Below are 20,813 nucleotides of genomic sequence, written 5' to 3' on the forward strand. Positions count from 1 at the left end.
TTGTGGCTCGAGGTTGTCAAAGGCCATTGACTTTCTAAGCGGCAAGGTCTAGCGTCTACTTAAAGTCAAATTGACTATAAGTAGTTTTGAGGGCTGAGGAGACTCAAGGTGGCCAATTGGACCAGGCTCAATGTCGCCGAAAGGCGCACAAAGCCACCCACGGTGGCGGTTTCCACCATCGCTTTTAGCCTGTCAGTGCCCGCCTTCGCGCTGGTGGGTGACAGTGAAGGGCGCACCTTGCCCATGCCAAACGATGCCCGCTGCGCGCCGGGTGCCGCATCCGATGTGTGGATCCCACTCGTGCGCCGTATCCGAGCGCCCTTTAAGGGAGCGTGGGCACTACCTGGCGGGCCTATTCAGTGGAACCAAACACTGACGGAGACCGCGATGCAAACGCTGGTGTCAGCAACCGACATCGAACCTAACTATCTAGAACAGTTGTATTCCTTCGGCTCCGTTGAACGTTCCGCGCAGGCTGAGCGCCTGGTAACAATTGCCTATTGGGCACAGTACAGCCACGACGACATCACCGCCTGGGGTGAGCGGCAGGCCCCACAAAGCCGTGGTGAGCACGGCGATGGCAATGTGGCCTGGTTTAGCGTGGATCAACTCCCGGCACTTGCCTTCGACCACGGCGAGATTATCCGTGTAGGCCTCGAGCGCCTGCGCGCGAAAACCACCTACTCCGTCGTCGCGCACCGTTTCTTAGGCCCCGAGTTCACCCTCGCCCAGCTTCGCGCCGTCTATGAGGTCATTCTTGAACGCCGCATAGACCCGGCCAATTTCCGCCGCCAAATCCTGGCAAGCAAGACGGTCGAAGAAACTGGGAACCGTCAAACCGGCTCCAAACACCGGCCCGCCAAGCTGTACAGATTTGCCCCACGAAGTGACGGTTTTGGCTAAGCCCAACGCCGTCACACCTCAGCCATCCCCACTCCCTATCCTGCCTTCCAAGGAGACCGTCGTGACCAGCGTCCAAGAACTCATCAATGCCGCAGCACACAAAGAACAGGCCACAGCTGCATCGCACAGCGCTCACCAGACTCGTGCCGGTATTAGCTTGCCCATCTTCACTGCTACCTTTCCCTCTGGTTTATCTACCTGTGACAACGAACTGGCAAAGGACCCGTGGCAGGTTGATCAGGACCATTCCTACGGTCCTGGCGCATCCATCCACGACCCATTCCCAGCGCAGGCGCCACACCAGGGGCAACTGCCTTCACGCTACACCGAGGCAAGTGTCGAGGAGCTTGAGGAGATGATCCGGGAGGCCAAGGCACACCTTGGCCAGCGGGTAAAGATCCTCGGACATTTCTACCAACGCGATGAAATCATCCAGTTCGCTGACTTCGTCGGAGATTCCTTCAATCTCGCACAGGCAGCAAAACAACACCCAGAAACAGAAGCCTTTGTCTTCTGTGGGGTGCATTTCATGGCGGAGACCGCCGATATTCTTTCCACCCCGGATCAGGCAGTCATCCTTCCCAACCTCTCGGCAGGCTGCTCCATGGCCGACATGGCCACCATCAGCCAAGTCGAACGCTGTTGGACCGAGCTTTCCAGCTGCCTTTCCTCCGTCGAGTCGAAGTCGGAGAAGGCGCCGCTGGTTCCGGTCACCTATATGAATTCCTCGGCGGCAATCAAGGCATTTTGTGGACGAAACGGCGGCATTGTCTGCACCTCTTCCAACGCGCGAACGGTGCTGGAGTGGGTATTCGAGCGCGGGGAGCGAGTGGTCTTCTTGCCGGACCAACACCTGGGGCGCAACACCGCAAAGGCGATGGGGATTGCTGAGGAAAACATCATCACGTGGAACCCCCACCTGCCTCTGGGGGGAAACACCCCTGAAGCCATCGAGCAGGCCAAGGTGATTGTATGGAATGGATTCTGCTCCGTTCACAAGCGCTTCACCGTTGCCCAGATTGACCACGCCCGGGCGCAGTTTCCGAACGTGCGCGTGATCGTTCATCCGGAATGCCCGGCACCTGTCGTTGAGGCCGCAGATGTGGCAGGCTCCACCGAGCTCATCCGCAGGGAGGTAGAGGCCTCCCAACCAGGCGACGTGCTCGCCATCGGCACCGAAATTAACCTCGTCAACCGCCTTGCTGATCAATATCCGGATCGCACCATCTTCTGCCTCGACCCAGTAGTGTGCCCATGTTCGACGATGTATCGCATTCACCCCGCCTACCTAGCGTGGACCCTGGAATCACTCGTAGAGGGGAAAACCCCCAATCGGATCACTGTGGACGACGGTGTCGCCACCGATGCCCGCATCGCGCTGGAACGCATGCTCGCCGCTCGCCCCTAGAACCTAAAGAATCGCAGCAACTTTTCCATGACGAAATTAACCTCGCAGACAAGCATCATTGTCGTCGGCGCCGGCGTGGCAGGACTGAGCGCAGCATTAACGGCCGCCAACGCGGGCGCCCACGTGGCGCTTGTATACCCGGGGCCTTCGATTGTTGACTCCGAAGGAAGCACCCAACTTGCCCAAGGCGGCATCGCCGCGGCCATTGACAAGCAGGACTCATTCACCTCGCACCTGCATGACACTCTCGGCGCCGGCGCGGGACTTGTGGACCCACAGGCTGCCTTGATCCTTACCAAGCAAGGAGGAAAACTTGTCCGCAAGTTGATCAAGGCCGGTTTTCCCGCTGATCGACACGGCGACGGGACACTCGACCAAGGGCTCGAAGCAGCACACAACTTCGCCCGCATTGTCCACGCCGCGGGCGACCAAACCGGGCTCATGCTGCACCGCTTCCTCATCGGCGAAGTAACCAAACACCCCGGCATCGCCCATTACCCAGGTCGCTCACTTATTGAACTCATCGTCGCCGACGGCACCGTGGCCGGCATTACCGTTGCAGCAGCGGGCGCGGAACATCCCATGCTTGCCGACGCGGTCATTCTTGCCACCGGTGGCTATTGCGGGGTGTATTCACGATCCACGGGCGCGCCGGGGGCGGATGGCTGTGGAATACTCGCTGCGGCACGAGCAGGGGCTGTCATTGCGGATATGGAATTTGTGCAGTTTCACCCCACCGTGCTGGAGGGCACGCGACAGTTGATTTCGGAAGCCGTTCGAGGTGCTGGCGGGGTGCTGCGTGATGATGCCGGACGGCGCTTCATGTTCGATTACGACCCGCGTGGCGAATTAGCACCCAGAGATGTCGTGGCTACTGCCGTATTCACAACCCGACGCAAGACTGGTGCCAGCGTATTCCTCGATGTCAGTGACATCATCAAGCGGAAGGGGGCCACGGGATTAAACCAAGAATTCCCCGGCATTTCCGCCATGCTCGCCGCCGAAGGATATGACTGGGCGCATCAATTCATCCCGATCACCCCGGCGGCGCACTACAGCATGGGTGGCATCGCAACCGATACCCAGGCGCGCAGCAGCATGCCAGGACTATTTGCCGCCGGTGAAGTGGCAAATACCGGAGTGCACGGTGCTAACCGGCTCGCCTCGAACTCGCTGCTCGAAGGCCTCGTCTTTGGAGCACGCGCAGCCGAAGGCGCTATCGATTTCGCACACACCAACCGATGGGCGGTCGAACTTGAAAGGCTCGCGCCAGCCCTCACCGTCCCCCTGCCGGTGGCGAAGGAGCTTTCTGTCGAAGGATCGAGAAAGCAACAAATTCACGACACCATCGACGCCCACGTAGGAATGGAAAGAAACGCCAGCGGACTCGCCCAGGCAATTCGCGACCTTAATGAATACGCCACTGATGAAGAATCCGGGCACCTCGCAGAAATCGGCCTGATGATCGCAACCGCTGCGCTGGCTCGGGAAGAATCCAGGGGCGCCCACCGTCGCAGCGATTTCCCGCAGACCAGTCCCTACCTGGCACGTTCCCAAGCACTGACAGTAATTCCAGCGCCTGCGACACAACATAAAAACTCCACAATCACCATTGCAACAAAGGCCTAACACTGATGCTTACCCGAGACACGATCACTGATGCCGTCGCCGCAGCCCTACGCGAGGACGCCCCCTGGGGGGATATCACCGTCGAAGCTGCCATCCCGGAGCAGGCCACGATCACAACCGCCCTTGTCGCCCGTGAGCCTGGCGTGTTTGCCGGTGGGGAAGTCGTCCGTTCGGCCTTTACTCTCTCTGATCCCCGGATCACGGTAACGGAGCTTGCCACAGAAGGCGCTCGCTTTGTCGCCGGCCAACGCCTCGCAGTAATCGACGGGCCTGCCCGTGGCGTGCTCACCGCCGAGCGCATCGCCTTGAATTTCTCGCAGCGTATGAGCGCGATTGCCACCCTTACCTCTCGTTATGTCGACGCCATTGCTGGAACTGGTGCGCGCATCGTGGACACCCGGAAGACAACGCCAGGACTGCGCGCATTCGAAAAGCATGCGGTCCGCGTTGGCGGTGGCTATAACCACCGATACAGCCTTTCCGACGCCGTGATGATCAAAGACAACCACCTGGCAGCCCTAGGGGTATCAAACCCGAGCACGGATGGGCAGGCCGTGACCACCGCTTTGCGCACCATTCGAGAAAGAGTCGGGCACACCACCTCAATCATCGTCGAAGTCGATCGCATCGAACAGATCCCACCGGTACTTGCCGCAGGGGTCAATAGCATTCTCCTCGACAACTTCAGCCTCGACGAGTTACGTGAGGCGGTCGCACTCATCGACCACCGGGTAGTCGTGGAAGCATCCGGCAACGTCAGCCTCGAGACGGTAGCCGATATCGCCGCAACGGGAGTGGATGTGATCTCGGTAGGAAAGCTCACCCACAGCTACGGATCCCTCGATCTTGGCCTTGACGAGCTCACACTCGATCTCTAAACGCTTGGCTTCACAAGCGACAGCAGAAATTCGCCAACACATCACCGCAGGCAAGGAAAATAATGGTCGACATAACCGGGGGGTACCTCGATGCCTCGGCAACCGCGCCGCTTCGTCGCGAAGCACTCGCAGCGGTGAACCGAGTATGGGCACACGGGCAAGCAAACGCATCCAGCGTTCACTCCGCCGGGCATCTGGCCAAATCTGAACTCGACCGTGCGCGCTCCATCGTCGCCCACGCCTTTGGAATCCACGAAGACGCCGTGGTCTTTACCTCCGGAGGAACAGAAGCCAACAACCTCGGTATTATCGGACAAGCATTAGCAACACCGCGCGGCAAACACCTTGTGACCACCAGGATCGAGCATTCCTCGGTGCTGGAATCCTGCCGCTTCCTTCACCGAGTACACGGCTTTGACATCTCCTATATTGACGTTGACCACCATGGGCGCCTCATCGAAGCATCCCTCGAAAAGGTCATCCGGCCCGACACCACCCTCATAGCAGTCGGTCTGGCAAACAGCGAGGTTGGCACCGTGCAAGATTGCAGCATGCTTGCCGACGTCGCCAGCGCCCAACACCTACCGCTGCACATCGACGCCGTCCAAGCAGCACCAGCTTTGCCCATAAACCTCACAGAAGGCGGATGGCCAGGATCGGCGGTTTCCTCAATGGCCATCGCCTCCCACAAATTTGGCGGACCCCAAGGAATGGGCGCACTGTTGCTGCCACAAGACCTGCCACTTGAGCCGATCATTCATGGCGGAAACCACGAAGGCGGCCGACGCGCGGGGACAGAAAACGTCGCCGGAGCGGCAGGGTTTGCAGCAGCAGTTCACACAGCAACCGAGTCCATCGGAAGCAATGCGTTAAGCCTCATCCGCAGCCGCGACAGCCTCATCAACGCTATTTTGGCCGCCATCCCATCCGCAGAGCTCACAGGGCATCCCAGCGAACGCCTCCCCGGTCACGCAAGCTTCATCTTCAACGGACTCAGCGGCGAATCCCTGCTCGTTGCGCTCGACACCGCAGGATTTGCCGTCTCCACCGGATCGGCCTGCAAGGCCGGAAGTGCTGAAGCATCCCCAGTGCTCATCGCCATGGGATACACAAACGACCAAGCCAAATCCGGCCTGAGATTCAGCCTGCCCGCACCACTGGGCGAGCGCACGCAAAAACGCATCGTCGACATCCTCAAGGAGGAAACCGAAAGAAGAACGAAAGGCTAGTCAAAACGGCATCGTATGGGCACAACATAGGATTTCGCCGCATTCCGTGCACTGCTCAACAACGCTTCCCGCTGTGCTTTCGGTACCAAACTCCCACCCGTCAGCCACACCAGATGCGTTGCCTGCCTAACCGAATCAACCTGCCAAGCCGCCGTTAATCCCGCCGTAGCCGAAGGCTCAACAAAGACACCCTCGGACTCCCAGAACCAATCCACCGCAGCCAGCAAGGTCTGGTCATCAACGGTATGAAAAGAATCAACCATCCCAGATACGGCATCAACGACAAGCTGGGAAGGACGCTGCACCGCCAAGCCGTCGGCAAGCGTACGCCCCGACAACCCATAGTCATAACACGAAGCCCCATGACCCTTGCCCGTGGCCACCCCGATCAACATGCACGGGCTTGCGACCGGCTCCACAAAATGACAGTGCACGTGCTCACCGAACACATACCTTAAGCCAAAGCTCACCCCACCCGGCCCACCGCCGACCCCACACGGTAGATACACATGCAAGGGGTGGTACTCATCGACAACAACGGAGGCTGCGGCAAGCTGCCCCCGCAACCGAAGCGCGGCCACGGCGTAGCCCGCAAGCAAACCCAAAGAATACTCATCATCGACGAAATAGGCGTGGGCATCACTTGCGGTTTCCTCCCGCGCCGCGGCGATGGCCTCACTAAACAGCCCCTCGTGCTCAATCACACAAGCGCCCTTGTCCCGCAATAACTGCTTTTTCCATGCCTTCGCATCCACCGACATATGCACCCGGGTAGGAAAACCCAACTCAGGCCCAACCGTCCCGATGGACAGCCCCAAATTCCCTGTAGAACCAACCGCAATCATCGTGCGAGCTGCGCGCGACCGAAACGCTGCATCGTCAAAGACGGAGGTCAGGTCCTTCGCGCCGGGTGCGATCTCATCGGCGATGGACATCGCGAGCTGCAATACTTCGTGGATACCGCCGCGAGCCTTGATGGACCCGGATATGGGAAGGGCGTCATCGCGCTTGAGCCACAGGTCGCCCTTGAGGCGATGACCCACGATGGAGTCGACATGCTCGCGAAGCTTCGGTGCCCTTTGGATGGGGGATTCGATAATGCCGTGTGTCGCGGCGGTGTCGGGGAAGTGTTTGGCCAGCCACGGGGCACACCGATCTAGTCTGGAGGCCGCCTCATCCACTAGGTCGAAGCTCAAGTCGATGGCATTCGGGCGGGTTCCGCGCAGCCAATCCACCGGAACGCTAGACGAGACCGTGTCGAGCAATCGGGCAAGCGACATATGGGAAACCTCCTCGGTGTAGGCGGGCGCGTGATAAAGCGGCAGGCCGTGCACCTTAGTCTGCGTCGACATTGGTTGCACTTTAGGGTAGCGCAGACGACTAAGCGCTTGGCATGCTTAAAGGTAAATCTCTATTGACCTTTTAACAAGGAGGCTTGCTTGTCAGCGTCTGTTTTCGCATCTCATCGCACAGTTGCATCCCCGCGCCTGCTGCAGGCGATGAATTTTGTGGCCGTGGCTCACGATGGTCATTATCGCAAGAAGACCAATATTCCCTACATCAGTCACCTATATGCGGTGATGTATCTGCTATCCATGGTCACCGACGATGAGGACATCCTGATCGCGGGGCTGTGCCACGATGTGCTTGAGGACGTCCCGGAAAAAGTCACGCCCGACTTGTTGCTGGAAACTTTCGGTAGCCGGGTGTTGGCAATCGTGCAAGGTGTGACCAAGGATGACACGCTTTCGGAATGGCAGGCGCGCAGCGATGCCTACTTGGCTCATCTGGCCCAGGCTGCGTCGAAGGAGTCCGTGTTGGTCAGCGTTGCCGACAAGCTTCACAATCTCATGAGCATTCTCGCAGACTACGAGGTGGAAGGCGAGAAATTGTGGGATCGGTTTAACGCCGGAAAGCAGAAGCAGCAGTGGTGGTATCGCAGCGTGTTAGAGGTGGCCGAGGCGCGCCTTGAGCCTAATGTCTTGCTCGTCGAACTGCGCCGTCACGTGACTGTGTTCGACTCTTTGTAAGAGCAGGAAAATGACGAAAGCTAGAGCGCTTGGCTCAATTCGGCGGCAGCGGCGCATAGCGTGTCTGCCCACAGCTGCCCTGGGCTGGGCTTGAGTCTCTCGGTGGGGCCTGAGATGGAAATGACGGCCGTAAACAGTCCGTCGGCGTCGAATACGGGGGCAGAAATGGAGGCAAGACCTACCTCGCGTTCGGAAACGGACTCGGCCCAGCCGCGGCGCCGGGTTGCCTCCAGATCCTCTGCATTGATCTTTTCTGTCTGGGCGAGAATCGATTCGCGAAGAGCGGGGGAGGCGTAGGCTAGAAAAACCTTGGCCGCGGAGCCTGCGGTCAGGGGTAGGCGGGTGCCTACTGGGACAGTGTTGTGGAGGCCATGACCCGGTTCGCGCGCGGCGATGCACACGCGGGTGTTTCCGGCAAGCTGGTATAGCTGAACAGATTCGTGGGACTCGTCCATCAGCGCTGTCATGATGGGACCTGCGACGTCGATAAGCTTGGTAGACGAGCTTGCCCCCAGCGATGTCAGCACGGCGCCGATGGTCCAGCGGCCGTCGGACGTGCGTGTCAAGATATGGTGCACCTCGAGGGCGGTGGCCAGCCGGTGCGCGGTGGCGCGGGGCAGGCCGGTGGCCTCAGAAAGTTCGGATAGTGAGCGCGGGTGCTCGGCCACGGTCAGCATGATGAGCACTGCGCGGTCGAGAACCTTAATTCCACTTGTTGTTGCGGAATCTGTGTTAATCTGTCCCATGAGACGATATTAACATTCCAAAGTGTGAGATACACCCCGATTGGGGAAGCACACAGAAGACAGAGGTGAATTGATCCATGACCAGCCCCGTGGATTCGGCAAAGCAAAAGCTGACCCTCGCCGAGAAGGTATGGCGCGACCACGTCGTGTCCAAAGGTGAAAACGGCGAACCCGACCTCATCTTCATTGACCTCCAGCTGCTGCACGAGGTCACCAGCCCTCAGGCCTTCGACGGCCTGCGCATGGCAGGCCGCAAGCTCCGCCACCCCGAGCTGCACCTGGCCACCGAGGACCACAACGTGCCCACCGAGGGCATTGTCAAGGGTAGCCTCCTGGAAATCAAGGACCAGACCTCCCGTACGCAGGTGGAAACCCTGCGCAAGAACTGCGAGGAGTTCGGCGTGCGCCTGCACCCGATGGGTGACATCAATCAGGGCATCGTTCACCAGGTCGGCCCGCAGCTGGGTGCAACCCAGCCGGGCATGACCATCGTCTGCGGCGATTCCCACACCTCCACCCACGGCGCCTTCGGCGCGATGGCCTTTGGTATCGGCACCTCCGAGGTCGAGCACGTCATGGCCACTCAGACCCTGTCCCTGAAGCCATTTAAGACGATGGCCATCAACGTCACCGGCGAACTGCAGCCGGGTGTGTCCGCCAAGGATCTTATTCTCGCCATCATTGCCAAGATCGGCACCGGCGGCGGCCAGGGACATGTTATCGAATATCGCGGCGAGGCCATCGAGAAGCTGTCAATGGAAGCCCGCATGACCATCTGCAACATGTCCATCGAGGCAGGCGCCCGCGCCGGCATGATCGCGCCCGACGAGACCACCTTTGAATACATCAAGGGACGCGAGCTCGCACCGAAGGGCCAGGACTGGGACGATGCCGTGGCCTACTGGAAGACACTGCCCACTGACGAGGGTGCCGAATTTGACACCGTTGTGGAGATCGACGGCTCCGCGTTGACCCCGTTTGTCACCTGGGGCACCAACCCCGGCCAGGGTCTGCCGCTGTCCGCGAACGTTCCTTCGCCGGAGGACTTCACCAATGACAACGACAAGGCCGCCTGCGAGAAGGCCTTAAAGTACATGGATCTGACCCCAGGCACCCCGTTGCGTGAGGTCAAGATCGACACAGTCTTCCTGGGTTCGTGCACGAATGCCCGCATCGAAGACCTGCGCCGCGCCGCCGAGGTTATCAAGGGACGCAAGGTTGCCGACTCGGTGCGCATGATGGTGGTGCCTTCCACTGCGCTGGTCAAGCAGATGGCGGAGGAGGAAGGCCTGGACAAGGTGTTCATAGAGGCGGGTGCCGAGTGGCGCACCGCAGGCTGCTCCATGTGCCTGGGCATGAACCCGGATCAGCTTGCCCCCGGCGAGCGCTCCGCATCGACCTCCAATCGTAACTTTGAAGGCCGTCAAGGGCCGGGCGGCCGCACCCACCTGGTCTCCCCGGAGGTTGCCGCAGCCACCGCCGTGGTGGGAACCTTGGCCTCCCCGGCAGACCTGCAGGCCGTCTAGACCGTCACCATCACCATTGCACCATCCTGCGTTAAAACAAGGAAGAAACTCATGGAAAAGTTTGAAACCCACACCGGTGTTGGCGTGCCTTTGACCCGGTCTAACGTCGACACAGACCAGATTATCCCGGCAGTGTTTCTCAAGCGCGTGACCCGCACCGGCTTCGAGGACGGCCTGTTTAATAACTGGCGCACCAACGAGCCCGACTTCGTTCTCAATCAGGACGCATACAAAAACGGTTCCGTGCTTGTCGCTGGCCCCGATTTCGGCACCGGCTCATCCCGCGAGCACGCCGTGTGGGCATTGATGGATTACGGCTTCAAGGCCGTGTTCTCCTCCCGTTTCGCTGACATCTTCCGCGGCAACTCCGGCAAGGCCGGCCTGCTGACCGGCCTGATGGAACAGTCCGACATCGAGCTTTTGCAAAAGCAGCTCATCGAGGAACCGGGCAAGGAGGTCACCGTCAACCTGGAGGCGCGCACCGTGACCTGCGGTGAAAACGTTTACCCCTTCGACGTCGATGACTACACCCGCTGGCGCCTCATGGAAGGTCTCGACGATATCGGGCTGACCCTGCGCAAGGAGGAAGAGATCGCCTCCTTCGAGGCCAAGCGCCCCGCTTTCAAGCCACGAGTTCAATAACTGACCCGCTTTCGCGCCCGTCCCCTGTCACCTGCTGTGGGGCGGGCGTTTGCGCTTTCCGACGTTGTCCTGCTCCAGCATCCACGCGCGTTTCATCCCGCAGCGGTATTGATCGTCATTTAGACTTCTTGCATGGGTGAAAGGCCGAGGAGGGCGAGCGCGCTCGAACGCACCGGAATGCGCGTGCTCGAACCGTTGCCGTGGGGCCGCCTTATTTTTGTATGGGTGGTATTTGGTATCTCAGTTGTGGTTAGCTGGCGCGGCTACGATGTCCTGCCGCAGCGATTTCCCATGCACTGGACGCTGCTGGAAGGGCCGGATCGTTTTTCCGTGAAGAGCCCGGGTGCGGTGTTTACCATGGGGTGCCTCGTTCCCTTGCTCCTGGCGATTGCATCAACGGTGGTTGTGGGCCAGGCCAGATATTCAGTTCACCAGCCTGGCGGCGAACCTGATCACGGCGATGCGTTGAAATTCAACCTGCGGGTTGCTCGGGCTAATCGCCGGCAAGGGCTCTACGGCAGCTATTTTGCAAGCCTCAGCGCCGGGGTTAGTAGCGTGCTCATGTTGCGCATGTTCGACGGGTGGCATCCCGGTCCGCTGGGCATCATTCTTGTGGCGGCGATTGCGGTGCCCACCACCTGGCTCGTGTTTTGCCTCATTAAGTGGAACGCCCGGCGGATCCGGCCGCGGCCTGGTGAAAAGGCCCAGCGGGTAGTGGCGGGAATGCTCTATTACAATCGCGCCGACCCCCGGGCACTCGCTGCACTGGGCGACGATACTACCGCCGTCAATCTCGCACGGCCGGGAGGGTGGGGCATCCTTGTCGGACTCGCTGTGCCCATTGTCGTGGCCGTGGTTGTGCTGGTGAGCGCCTAGCGCTTACTTCACCGGCAGCGGAGACTCGAGGTAGTCGGCGCCGGTGAGCTCGCCTTCGTGGAAGGACAAGACCCACACGCTGGACTTTTTTGCGCTGGTGTCGGCAAGTGGGAGGCGTCCCTTCGCCGACAGCGCTGCGATCATGTCGGGGATGATCAGGCCTTGGCCGCACACCACCGAGGTTCCACCCTGGGCGATGATGTCTTCAAAGGCGAGCTGTGCCTTTGCCATGTTGTTCGTCCACCCCTCGTCGCCGTAAAGCTTGTCTACAACCACGTCGATTCCCAGCGTCTGCGCGAGGGGAGCCACCGTTGTTTGGCAGCGGTCGGGGAAAGCCGAGTAAATGGCGGTGGGCCTAAACGGTGCCAACATGGGTACCAGCATCTCAGCCTGGCGGCGCCCCTTGCGGTCGAGCGGACGCAGGTTGTCATCGCCGGCCCACGTGGCGCGCTTGTGCGCGTGAGCATGACGCACATAAAGAACCCGGGAGGTGGCAGGAAGCCGGAAGCGTTTTTCGGCCTTGTCCAGCACGTTGCGATCCACCTCATAGGACAGCAGCGGGCGGGCCTTCGCGATTGGCAGCCAGCGGATCTCATCGACCTCATCATTGGGGACAAACTGCCCACCTAGGACCTCTCCGGTCCAGTAGTAGACCACCTTCATTCGGTCGAGCACCGGGTAGGACACTTTTCCTAGTAACTTGCCCAGACGAACCTCATAGCCGGTTTCCTCGAAGATCTCGCGGGCGGCGGTGGTGGGCAGAGATTCGCCTGGATCCACCTTGCCCTTGGCCAAAGACCAGTCGTCGTAGTGGGGACGATGAATAATGGCGACCTCAATGGAATCGAAGTCGGAGAGATCTCCACGCCATAACACCGCACCGGCAGCAAGCGTGCAGCGCTTGTATTCCTTGGCCGGCTCGGCGACGATAACTTGGTGACGGCCGACTAATTCAAGTTCAGAACCTTGATCTTTGTTGTTCTCGTGAGGCTTTTTGGCCATGGTTGACGCCCTTTCTTTTCAAACATGTCGGCCTGGAAGCAAATTTCGCGAGCGCATCGGACTCGCGGGGAGCTTTTTTCATGCTACGACCTAGGCGGGGTTTCGGCGAACCCAACACTGCTTCGCATTCGCCGAAAACGCGTTGGGCAACAATTCTGGGCTGTGGTCACTATGATGGATACCTATTGCGTGTGGCGCACGCGCTAATAGATGGGGATTCAATAAATAAGGAGTGCGTGGTGAAGGTTGCTGTGATGGGTGCAGGTTCGTGGGGTACCACCTTGGCCAAGGTTTTCGCTGACGCCGGATGCCGGGTCCGCCTCTGGGCGCGCCGGCAGCAGGTCGCCGATGCAATCAACGACGAACACCATAATCCCGAATATCTGCCGGACATCGTGCTTCCTGAGCAGCTGGAGGCGACCCATGATCCGGCCTTTGCGCTTTCCGACGCCGACATCGTGGTCTTGGCCGTACCTTCGCAGACCCTGCGCGGCAACCTTGCTCAGTGGACCGATCTGCTCCCGCAGAATGCCACCTTGGTCAGCCTCGCCAAGGGTATCGAGAAGGGCTCCTTCCTGCGCATGAGCCAGGTCATCACTGACGTCACCGGAGTCGATTCCGACCGGGTCGCCGTGCTTTCGGGCCCCAACCTTGCCCGCGAGATCGCGAAGGAGCAACCCGCGGCCACCGTGATCGCCTGCGAGGACGAAAACCGCGCCAAGCTGGTCCAAGCCGCCCTGGCCTCCTCTTACTTCCGTCCATACACCAACACAGACGTCGCAGGCTGCGAGATCGGTGGCGCCTGCAAGAACGTCATCGCGCTTGCCTGCGGCATGGCCGCCGGGCGCGGGCTTGGTGAAAACACCCTGGCCACTGTCATCACCCGCGGCCTCGCGGAGATCACCAGGCTCGGCGTGGCTATGGGTGCGGACCAGCGTACCTTCGCAGGCCTGGCCGGCCTCGGCGACCTCGTGGCCACGTGTTCTTCGCCACTATCGCGCAACCGCTCCTTCGGCGCGCGACTTGGCCAAGGTGGCACCCTTGACGAGGCCAAGGCTGCCACCAACGGTCAGGTTGCCGAAGGGGTAATGAGCTCGCAGTCCATCTTCCAACTCGCCAACAAGCTCGGCGTTGACATGCCTATTACCCAGGCTGTCTACGGGGTCTGCCACCAGGGCGCCGATGTCGGCGCGATGGTGTCGGCGCTTATGGGTAGGTCGAAGAAGGCCGAATAGCCGCGCGGGCACGTGCCGCCTGTAGGCGTCGGAAAGCAAAACTTCCACGCTGATTGGGTAAAGTAGGCAACCGTGACTGCTACACCGAACGCCAACAAGATCAAGGTCGCCGTAGTCTACGGCGGCCGCAGCTCCGAACACAATGTGTCGTGCGTATCCGCAGGTGCCATCATGGCCCACCTCGACCCGGATCGTTATGAGGTCTACCCCGTGGGTATTACCAAGGACGGCTGCTGGACGGTGGGCGAGTCGGATCCCACCAAACTCAAGTTCGTTGACCGCACGATGCCGGAGGTGGCCATGGTGCGCGAGGTCGCGCTGTCGGTCAACCCCGGGTCCAAGGGTGAATTCAGTTTCACCGACGGCACTTTGTATGCCAAGGTCGATGTCATTTTCCCCGTGCTGCACGGGCGCTTCGGCGAGGACGGCACCATCCAGGGCATGTTCGAGCTCTCCGGCGTGCCCTATGTCGGAACCGGCGTGCTGAGCTCCGCGTGTGGCATGGATAAGGAATACACCAAGAAGCTGCTGGCGGCCGAAGGCCTTCCGGTGGGCCGGGAAGTGATCCTGCGCGGCAGAGAGTCCTTAAGTGATGCGGACAAGAAGCTGCTGGGATTGCCCGTATTCGTCAAGCCAGCCCGCGGCGGTTCCTCGATCGGCATTTCCCGCGTGAGCAGTTGGGATGATCTCGATGCCGCCATCGCGCTTGCGCGTGAGCATGACACCAAGGTCATCGTGGAAGCGGAGATCGTTGGCGCTGAGGTCGAGTGCGGTGTGCTCGACCAGCCAGGCGTGGGGTTGGTAGCCTCCCTGCCTGCACAGCTTGTGGACACCGACCACGGCGACGAGGGCTTCTACGGTTTCGACACCAAGTACCTCGACAACGTGGTCACCGCCGCCATCCCGGCCCCCCAATCGGACGAGACCATCAAGCTCATCCGTTCGCTGTCGCTGGAGGCCTTCCATGCGCTCAACTGCGAGGGACTAGCCCGCGTGGACTTCTTCGTCACCGCGGACGGCCCCGTCATCAACGAGATCAACACGATGCCGGGCTTTACGCCTATCTCGATGTATCCCCAGGTTTTTGCCGCAACCGGCATCGCCTATGAGCAGCTGCTCGACGCCCTTGTCACCAACGCGCTCCAGCGTCAATAAGGAATCGGCCTCACTTCGGTAGGGCTTCCCGACGTCCCAGGCCGCGGCCAGCTCATTGCCTGTTTTCGTACCAGACTGAGGACTAGGCTGGGTGGGGAAGGCCAGATCGGTCCCCAAGGCAAAGAAGGTGCAGGCGATGAGCGCAATAGCGGAGCACGGGCACGTGTACGACACAATCATCGTAGGCGGCGGGCAAGCCGGCCTCGCCACCGCCTATTACCTGCGTAAACACACCGACAACTACCTCATCCTCGATGACCAAACCGCCCCCGGTGGGGCCTGGCGGCACGTGTGGCCGTCAATGACGCTTTTTTCGACCGCCGCCTTCTCCAACCTGCCCGGTTTTCCCATGCCCGCCTACGACGGTTTTCCCGGGCCCGGGCATGTGATCGACTACCTCAACGCATACGAGCGACGCTACGGGCTGCCGATCCGGCGCCCGCTCACAGTCGAGGCCGTCGACCGCGCAGGCGAGCTTTTCACGGTGACTGCCTTTGCCCCCGAAACCTTCGGGCCTGGCGAGGTGTTCTATGCCCGCAGCGTCATAGCTGCCACCGGCACATGGTCGGCCCCCTTCGTCCCGCGGATCAGGGGTACCTACCACGGGAGGCAGTGGCATTCGGCACACTACCCCGGGGTCGAGCCATTCGTCGGCGCCACCGTGGCCGTGGTGGGCGCGGCTAATTCCGGAGCGCAGATCGCAGCGGAGCTGCTCAACGACCCGCGGGTGGGGGAGGTGACCTGGTACACGCGACACGCGCCGCGCTACATGCCCGACGAGATCGATGGCCGTGCCCTCTTCCACCGCAATCGGGTCCGCGCCCTTGCCATCGCGCGCGGTGAGCCCGACCCAGGCGCAGACTCCAACCTCGGCGATATCGTCGTCCTGCCAGGGGTCAAGGCTGCCCGCGATGCAGGCAGGCTCGTGCCAACGCCGATGTTTAGTGACGTGGGCCAGGTCACGGCCGAGCACCTCATCTGGTGCACCGGTTTTCGCCCCGCGCTGGGGCCGTTTCGCAGGTTGATTCGCCACCGCGAGGCAACCTGCGAGGGACTGTATTTCGTCGGATACGGCGACTGGGTGGGTCCCGGGGCGGCCACGATCACCGGGGTTGGGCCGTATGCAAAAAGGGCCGCCACCGCTGTCGCGACCCTCCTCGGCCTGTCCTAATCGGTGGCAGCCAGAGTCTCCTCGATGGCCTTCGAAAACTCCACCAGGGCGGCGTTGCCGCTGGCCTGAGGCACGGAGACCGCCACCACGGTCTCGCGTCCGAGGGCAAACCACGTGGAGGCGGTAGTGCCGTTGCCCACGGTGGTGTCTTCAAACCAGGTCACGTCGTTGATTTGCTGCAGCTGTGCGCCAGCGGCGTAGCTTGCGGGGAAGTCCACTCCGCAGCGGATCTCGATGGATTCGTAGCCATCCGCAGTCCACACGGCGGTGAGATCGCCTGCCGCATCGCCCTCGTAACGGGCATAGGCTGGGTTCTCGCCGATGGTGGCGGGCAGGGCGTCGGCAAGCGCCTGGCAACTATCTGGGGCCGGTTGGGTCGCTGCCACCTGTTCCAGGGGCAACGGATACGGGGTGGCTTCCTGTTCCTTGAGCGCGCTCAACGCCCCGGAAAGCGCAGCGCTGCTGAACTCTTGATCGCCCAACCCTAGCGCATCGGTGGAAATGGCGACAACGGGGAAACGGTTGACCGTGTACCACGACTGCATCGTCGACTGTGGGGTGGTGTCGACAACCCGCAGCCACTCAACCCCATCGACGTGGGTGGTAGGAGACAAGGCAGTGTACTGCAAAGGCAGATCCACCCCGCAGCGCAACGTGATCCGCTCCTGGCTGTTGGATTGCCAAGCCGCAGCGCCCGACGGCTTGGGTTCTACCAATTCCGCTCGCTGGTGGCCAAGGAATTCCTCCGGCAGTGAGTCAATGAGATCGGCGCACTCGGCGGAGTCGGCATACGGGGAGTTGAGCACCGACATGCTCACCGGCTGAGTGGCAGCGCTGTTGTAGACCATCTTCGCGCCGATGAGCACGCCGACGACGAGTAGCAGCGATAACACGAGCGCGATCACGATCGGGGCCTTAAGGAATGAACCTTCGGTTGTGCCAGCCGTTTTTGCATCCATAGTGGTCAAGCCTACAAGCATCCCGTGCGGCCGCACGCATTCGGCTATTTTTTGCTTGCCGACGCCCACCCGGCCGACCTCATAATTGTTCAAACTTTTTTGGTGGCGCTAGTGTCGGTGGGTAGTATGAAGGCTCCAAAAAACCCCACGCTTGCAGAGGTCGGCGAGCAGGCAGCGATCAACGTCATCATTGCCCATGCCCCCAGCTCCCGCAACGGCGACGATGCCGCCGTGCTCGGGCATGCCGCCCCCAATTCCAGGACCGTGGTGACCACAGACCTGCTGGTGGAAAACCGGCACTTTTCCCTCGACTGGTCCACCCCCGCCGAGATCGGGCGCAAGGCGATCACGCAGAATTTCGCCGATGTGGAGGCTATGGGGGCTCGCCCGGTGGCGGCCCTGCTTGGCCTGAGCGTGCCGAGCTATACCAGGCTGGGCTTCGTCTCCGACCTCGCCCGCGGCATCGCCCAGCGGGTAGGCGACTATGGGGCAGAGCTCGTCGGCGGCGACATCACCGACGGCGAGGCGATCGTCATCTCCGTGACCGCCATCGGCCAGCTCGGGGGCTCCATCCCAGCACTGACGCTCAACGCCGCCCGCCCGGGCCAGATTCTGATTGCTTCCGGCGAGATTGGGGCCTCGGCCGCGGGGCTGGCACTGCTGCAGCGCTTCGGGCGCCACGGGGTGCCCAAGGAATTCATGCCACTGGTGCAGTCGCACTGCGCCACCAAGATCCCCCCAGGCCGCGGCTTCGTTGCGCGCACCGCCGGGGTCACCGCAATGACCGACAACTCCGATGGCCTCATCCACGATCTTCAGACCATGGCGCGCCGCTCCGGGGTCACCATCGACGTGCGTTCGGAGTCGATCACCCCCACCCCGCTGATGCGCAAGGCGGCGGAGCTCCTGGCCGCCGACCCCTGGGAGTGGGTCCTTTCCGGCGGCGAGGATCATACGCTTGTGGCCACCACCAACGGCGCCCCGCCGGTGGGTTTCAGGCGCATCGGCATGATCTATAAACAACACCGCCACCAACTGGTCACCGTTGACCACAAGACCCCGGACTACTCAGCCGGATGGAATAGCTTTTAGATGAATCTGCACCGCGACCAACCACTTCCCGTCCACCCCTCCTGGCTCCAGCCGCTTGCTCCCGTGGCCGACACCATCCACCAGATGGGGGACTTCCTGCGCGCCGAAAATGCCGCCGGCCGCGGCTACCTTCCCGCGGGCAGCGATGTCCTGCGCGCGTTTTCCTACCCCTTCGACGAGGTCAAAGTGCTCATCGTCGGCCAGGATCCCTATCCCACGCCAGGTCATGCCATGGGCTTGAGTTTTTCCACCCAGCCTGGCGTGCGCCCGCTGCCACGAAGCCTAGCCAATATCTTTACCGAGCTTTCCGACGACCTCGGCATCCCCGCGCCCACCGACGGCGACCTTACCGCCTGGTCTCGCCAGGGGGTCGCCCTCTTCAACAGGGTATTGAGCGTCAGCCCCGGCCAGGCGGGCAGCCACCGCGGTAAGGGGTGGGAGAAGGTGACCGAAACCGCGATCCGGGCATTGGCCGGCCGCAATCAGCCCTTGGTGGCCATCTTGTGGGGAAGAGACGCCCAAGCAACCCGCGCCTTCTTGGGCACGACCCCGTGTATTACCTCCCCGCACCCCTCGCCGCTGTCGGCGCACCGCGGCTTTTTCGGCTCACGACCGTTTAGCCGCGCAAACCAACTGTTGATTGACCTCGGCGCGCAGCCGGTGGACTGGCGGCTGTAGAATTGGTGACCATGCCAGCCACCGGAACCCTCGAAGTCCTAGACGGTGACGGCCTGCTTGCCTGGGCCAAGCTCGCCGTCGCCGAGCTTGTGGCACGACGCGCGGAAATCAACGCGCTCAACGTGTTCCCCGTTCCGGACTCCGATACCGGCTCCAACATGGCTCACACGATGGAATCCGCGCTGGCCAAGGCGCAGGAGCTGGCCACCGACAAACCAGAGGCGCGCACCGACGCGGCCGCCATCGCTGCAGCTCTGGCCACGGGCGCGGTGCGTGGGGCTCGGGGCAACTCCGGGGTGGTGCTCAGCCAAGTGCTGCGCGGCATCGCCCAGGCCGCCGACGGGGGAGTCCTCACCGGGGCCTCCATCACCACGTCGCTTTCCCTCGCGCTGAGCTTTGTCAACCGCGCAATCACGGATCCGGTCGAGGGCACGGTAATTACCGTGTTGCGCGCGGCCAGCATCGCCGCCGCACAAACGGAGTCTGAGGATCTGTCTACCGTGGTCGAAGCCGCAGCTAGTGCCGCCCAGACTGCGTTGGCCAACACGCCCTCCCAGCTTGCCGCCCTCCGCGAGGCGGGGGTCGTCGACGCCGGGGGAAAAGGCTTCGTGATCTTGCTAGAGGCGTTGCGGCAGGTGACCAGCGGAGACGAAAAGGCAGACGAGGTACGCCCGGTGCGGCAGGCGTCGGAAAGCACAGCGACCGATGGTGGCGCGGGGCACGGCCACGGCGGATACCTCGAGGTGATGTTTTCCATCGACGGCGTAGCGCTGGATGCCGTGCGCGACGCACTGGCCCCCCTGGGAGATAGCCTCGTCATCGCGCACATGGATAACACCTCGGGCACCGTCCACATTCACAGCCACGACGCCGGCGCCGTCATCGAGACCGCCTACCGCCTCGGCGCGGTCTCCGGCCTACGCATCGAGGTGCTTCCCGACGCCAAGGCAGCCGACGTCCTCAACCCCAAGCGCGTTGTCGTGGCGATCACCCCGCCGGGCACGCTCGCCCAGCTCTACGGGCAGGCCGGCGCGCTCGTGGTAACCCGTGGCCCGCATCCAGCACGGGACACCGACATTGTCTACGAGGTGGTCTCCCAAGCCCGCTCGAGCGGCGCCAGCGAGGTGATCCTCTTGCCCAACGGGCTTGTCGATCGCGTCGAATTGGCCTCCATCGAACGGTCCAGCCTCGCATTCGAACAGTCCATCACCATCGTCCCCGCAGGCATGCTCGTCTGCGGGCTCGCAGCCTTGTCCGTGCATGACCCGATGCAACCGCTCGCCTTGGACACCCTGGCGATGGTTGAGGCCACCACCAACATGCGGACCGCCGTCCTCCAGCGCGCCGAGAAAGCACGCCTGACGCAGGCTGGCGCCTGCGCCAAAAACGACATTCTGGCGAAGTCGAATGGCGAGATCATCGCCGTAGCCGACAACGAGCTCGAGGCGCTGGCCGCGGCCTGCACACGCATGCTGGATGTGGGTGGGGAACAGATCACCTTGCTCATCCGCGACGAGCTCGCCGACTCCATCACCTACGACGCGGTGGAAGACGCCTTGCACAAGCGCGGACTCAACCGCCACCGCCAGGTCGACGTGGCCATCTATCCCGCAGACAACCTCGAAAGCCTGGTAGAGATCGGAGTGGAATAACC

19 protein-coding genes are annotated in these 20,813 nt (G+C 61.7%); 15 read left to right on the forward strand and 4 right to left on the reverse strand.

Annotation, left to right across the window (positions count from 1 at the left end):
• Positions 1–108 precede the first annotated feature (108 nt).
• The 5 genes from PAB09_RS06195 (at position 109) to PAB09_RS06215 (ending at position 6,047) form a co-directional block, all read left to right on the forward strand.
• On the forward strand, positions 109–903 hold the full coding sequence (locus tag PAB09_RS06195; RefSeq protein ID WP_271035141.1) for an NUDIX hydrolase: 795 nt from the start codon (positions 109–111) through the stop codon (positions 901–903).
• 151 nt (positions 904–1,054) lie between these two features.
• Complete coding sequence (gene nadA, locus PAB09_RS06200; RefSeq protein WP_271035292.1) at positions 1,055–2,311, forward strand: quinolinate synthase NadA; 1,257 nt, start codon at positions 1,055–1,057, stop codon at positions 2,309–2,311.
• A 27-nt stretch (positions 2,312–2,338) separates the two neighbouring features.
• Entirely contained in the window at positions 2,339–3,940 is a 1,602-nt protein-coding gene (locus tag PAB09_RS06205; RefSeq protein ID WP_271035142.1) for an L-aspartate oxidase, read from the forward strand.
• A 5-nt stretch (positions 3,941–3,945) separates the two neighbouring features.
• Positions 3,946–4,818, forward strand: coding sequence for a carboxylating nicotinate-nucleotide diphosphorylase (gene nadC / locus PAB09_RS06210; RefSeq protein WP_271035143.1), 873 nt, complete (start codon positions 3,946–3,948; stop codon positions 4,816–4,818).
• 62 nt (positions 4,819–4,880) lie between these two features.
• Entirely contained in the window at positions 4,881–6,047 is a 1,167-nt protein-coding gene (locus PAB09_RS06215) for a cysteine desulfurase family protein (RefSeq protein ID WP_271035144.1), read from the forward strand.
• Here PAB09_RS06215 and PAB09_RS06220 read toward each other — a convergent pair.
• Entirely contained in the window at positions 6,044–7,399 is a 1,356-nt protein-coding gene (locus tag PAB09_RS06220; RefSeq protein WP_271035145.1) for a D-serine ammonia-lyase, read from the reverse strand. The genes PAB09_RS06215 and PAB09_RS06220 overlap by 4 nt on opposite strands.
• 147 nt (positions 7,400–7,546) lie before the next feature.
• Between PAB09_RS06220 and PAB09_RS06225 the strand changes: the two genes are divergently transcribed.
• On the forward strand, positions 7,547–8,077 hold the full coding sequence (locus tag PAB09_RS06225) for an HD domain-containing protein (protein ID WP_271035293.1): 531 nt from the start codon (positions 7,547–7,549) through the stop codon (positions 8,075–8,077).
• 20 nt (positions 8,078–8,097) lie between these two features.
• Here the strand turns inward: PAB09_RS06225 and PAB09_RS06230 are convergent, their stop codons facing one another.
• The gene (locus PAB09_RS06230; protein ID WP_271035146.1) at positions 8,098–8,823 is read right to left on the reverse strand and encodes an IclR family transcriptional regulator; all 726 of its coding nucleotides are present in this window, start codon (positions 8,821–8,823) and stop codon (positions 8,098–8,100) included.
• Between the two features lie 77 nt (positions 8,824–8,900).
• On the opposite strand from PAB09_RS06230, the gene leuC reads away from it, so the two are divergent.
• The 3 genes from leuC to PAB09_RS06245 all read left to right on the forward strand — a co-directional run bounded on the left by leuC (position 8,901) and on the right by PAB09_RS06245 (position 11,867).
• Positions 8,901–10,349 carry a 3-isopropylmalate dehydratase large subunit gene (gene leuC / locus PAB09_RS06235; RefSeq protein WP_271035147.1) on the forward strand — a complete coding sequence of 483 codons (1,449 nt, stop codon included), beginning with the start codon at positions 8,901–8,903 and terminating at the stop codon, positions 10,347–10,349.
• 51 nt (positions 10,350–10,400) lie between these two features.
• Positions 10,401–10,991 carry a 3-isopropylmalate dehydratase small subunit gene (gene leuD / locus PAB09_RS06240; RefSeq protein ID WP_271035148.1) on the forward strand — a complete coding sequence of 197 codons (591 nt, stop codon included), beginning with the start codon at positions 10,401–10,403 and terminating at the stop codon, positions 10,989–10,991.
• A gap of 246 nt (positions 10,992–11,237) precedes the next feature.
• A complete protein-coding gene (locus PAB09_RS06245; protein WP_271035149.1) occupies positions 11,238–11,867 on the forward strand; it encodes a hypothetical protein in 630 nt (209 codons plus the stop codon).
• Positions 11,868–11,870: 3 nt separating this feature from the next.
• Here PAB09_RS06245 and PAB09_RS06250 read toward each other — a convergent pair whose 3' ends face one another.
• The gene (locus tag PAB09_RS06250; RefSeq protein ID WP_271035150.1) at positions 11,871–12,869 is read right to left on the reverse strand and encodes an NUDIX hydrolase; all 999 of its coding nucleotides are present in this window, start codon (positions 12,867–12,869) and stop codon (positions 11,871–11,873) included.
• Between the two features lie 236 nt (positions 12,870–13,105).
• Here PAB09_RS06250 and PAB09_RS06255 point away from each other — a divergent pair, with 236 nt between their 5' ends.
• From PAB09_RS06255 to PAB09_RS06265, 3 genes are all read left to right on the forward strand, one after another.
• Positions 13,106–14,104: an NAD(P)H-dependent glycerol-3-phosphate dehydrogenase gene (locus PAB09_RS06255; RefSeq protein WP_271035151.1), complete on the forward strand. Its 999-nt coding sequence runs from the start codon at positions 13,106–13,108 to the stop codon at positions 14,102–14,104.
• A 72-nt stretch (positions 14,105–14,176) separates the two neighbouring features.
• Positions 14,177–15,259, forward strand: a complete 1,083-nt coding sequence (locus tag PAB09_RS06260) for a D-alanine--D-alanine ligase family protein (protein WP_271035152.1) — start codon at positions 14,177–14,179, stop codon at positions 15,257–15,259.
• A gap of 136 nt (positions 15,260–15,395) precedes the next feature.
• On the forward strand, positions 15,396–16,430 hold the full coding sequence (locus tag PAB09_RS06265) for an NAD(P)-binding domain-containing protein (RefSeq protein ID WP_271035153.1): 1,035 nt from the start codon (positions 15,396–15,398) through the stop codon (positions 16,428–16,430).
• Here the strand turns inward: PAB09_RS06265 and PAB09_RS06270 are convergent.
• Positions 16,427–17,389 (reverse strand): DUF3515 domain-containing protein, encoded by a 963-nt coding sequence (locus tag PAB09_RS06270; protein WP_271035154.1) that lies wholly within the window; start codon positions 17,387–17,389, stop codon positions 16,427–16,429. The two genes, PAB09_RS06265 and PAB09_RS06270, sit on opposite strands and share 4 nt — an antisense overlap.
• A 126-nt stretch (positions 17,390–17,515) precedes the next feature.
• On the opposite strand from PAB09_RS06270, the gene PAB09_RS06275 reads away from it, so the two are divergent.
• Genes PAB09_RS06275 through PAB09_RS06285 form a run of 3 tightly spaced genes read left to right on the forward strand, consistent with a single transcriptional unit; the run spans position 17,516 to position 20,811 of the window.
• The gene (locus tag PAB09_RS06275) at positions 17,516–18,481 is read left to right on the forward strand and encodes a thiamine-phosphate kinase (protein WP_271035155.1); all 966 of its coding nucleotides are present in this window, start codon (positions 17,516–17,518) and stop codon (positions 18,479–18,481) included.
• Positions 18,482–19,159, forward strand: a complete 678-nt coding sequence (locus PAB09_RS06280; RefSeq protein ID WP_271035156.1) for a uracil-DNA glycosylase — start codon at positions 18,482–18,484, stop codon at positions 19,157–19,159. It abuts the gene before it with no gap.
• An 11-nt stretch (positions 19,160–19,170) separates the two neighbouring features.
• Entirely contained in the window at positions 19,171–20,811 is a 1,641-nt protein-coding gene (locus tag PAB09_RS06285) for a DAK2 domain-containing protein (protein ID WP_271035157.1), read from the forward strand.
• Positions 20,812–20,813 lie beyond the last annotated feature (2 nt).

The organism is Corynebacterium sp. SCR221107 (assembly GCF_027886475.1).
In the GTDB taxonomy this organism is placed as follows: Bacteria; Actinomycetota; Actinomycetes; order Mycobacteriales; family Mycobacteriaceae; genus Corynebacterium.

Bases quoted from the DNA above. Each gene is read 5' to 3' on its own strand.
- PAB09_RS06205 (WP_271035142.1), top strand. From the start codon at position 2,339: ATGACGAAATTAACCTCGCAGACAAGCATCATTGTCGTCGGCGCCGGC.
- nadC (WP_271035143.1), top strand. From the start codon at position 3,946: ATGCTTACCCGAGACACGATCACTGATGCCGTCGCCGCAGCCCTACGC.
- PAB09_RS06215 (WP_271035144.1), top strand. From the start codon at position 4,881: ATGGTCGACATAACCGGGGGGTACCTCGATGCCTCGGCAACCGCGCCG.
- PAB09_RS06220 (WP_271035145.1), bottom strand. From the start codon at position 7,399: ATGTCGACGCAGACTAAGGTGCACGGCCTGCCGCTTTATCACGCGCCC.
- PAB09_RS06225 (WP_271035293.1), top strand. From the start codon at position 7,547: ATGAATTTTGTGGCCGTGGCTCACGATGGTCATTATCGCAAGAAGACC.
- PAB09_RS06230 (WP_271035146.1), bottom strand. From the start codon at position 8,823: ATGGGACAGATTAACACAGATTCCGCAACAACAAGTGGAATTAAGGTT.
- leuC (WP_271035147.1), top strand. From the start codon at position 8,901: ATGACCAGCCCCGTGGATTCGGCAAAGCAAAAGCTGACCCTCGCCGAG.
- leuD (WP_271035148.1), top strand. From the start codon at position 10,401: ATGGAAAAGTTTGAAACCCACACCGGTGTTGGCGTGCCTTTGACCCGG.
- PAB09_RS06250 (WP_271035150.1), bottom strand. From the start codon at position 12,869: ATGGCCAAAAAGCCTCACGAGAACAACAAAGATCAAGGTTCTGAACTT.
- PAB09_RS06265 (WP_271035153.1), top strand. From the start codon at position 15,396: ATGAGCGCAATAGCGGAGCACGGGCACGTGTACGACACAATCATCGTA.
- PAB09_RS06270 (WP_271035154.1), bottom strand. From the start codon at position 17,389: ATGGATGCAAAAACGGCTGGCACAACCGAAGGTTCATTCCTTAAGGCC.
- PAB09_RS06275 (WP_271035155.1), top strand. From the start codon at position 17,516: ATGAAGGCTCCAAAAAACCCCACGCTTGCAGAGGTCGGCGAGCAGGCA.
- PAB09_RS06280 (WP_271035156.1), top strand. From the start codon at position 18,482: ATGAATCTGCACCGCGACCAACCACTTCCCGTCCACCCCTCCTGGCTC.
- PAB09_RS06285 (WP_271035157.1), top strand. From the start codon at position 19,171: ATGCCAGCCACCGGAACCCTCGAAGTCCTAGACGGTGACGGCCTGCTT.